The organism is Ochrobactrum sp. SFR4 (assembly GCF_019730395.1).
Taxonomy (GTDB): Bacteria; Pseudomonadota; Alphaproteobacteria; order Rhizobiales; family Rhizobiaceae; genus Pseudochrobactrum.
In genome coordinates this window covers 1-314 of the sequence record NZ_JAAPBB010000527.1, presented here as the reverse complement: position 1 = coordinate 314, position 314 = coordinate 1, and the positions used below count along the sequence as shown (strand labels likewise).

General features: G+C 47.5%; 1 pseudogene. It reads left to right on the top strand.

Features of this window, described 5'->3' with window-relative positions:
• Window positions 1-314 (top strand): annotated as a pseudogene (locus HBA93_RS20100) (DNA polymerase III subunit beta); the annotation flags it as partial.

Genomic DNA, 314 nt, shown 5'->3' with positions numbered 1-314 from the left:
CGCAACAATGAGAACGTATTTAAGATTGATGTGGAGCCGGTAAAGCAAGCAATCGATCGCGTTCTCACAATATCGAACGACAAAGGTAACGGCTGCAAATTTCAGTTTGAGAATGATCACCTGTCACTTTCCGTGATCAATCCTGATCAGGGCACAGCCGATGATCAAGTACTCATCGAACTGCTGTCGGGAGAACCGGTCAACATCGGCTTCAACAGTAAATATTGTCTGGAAATGCTGGGCGTTTTCGACAGTAAGGAGGCATTCATTAGCCTCTGCGATGCCGGTTCCCCTGCCCTTATCCACCCATCAAT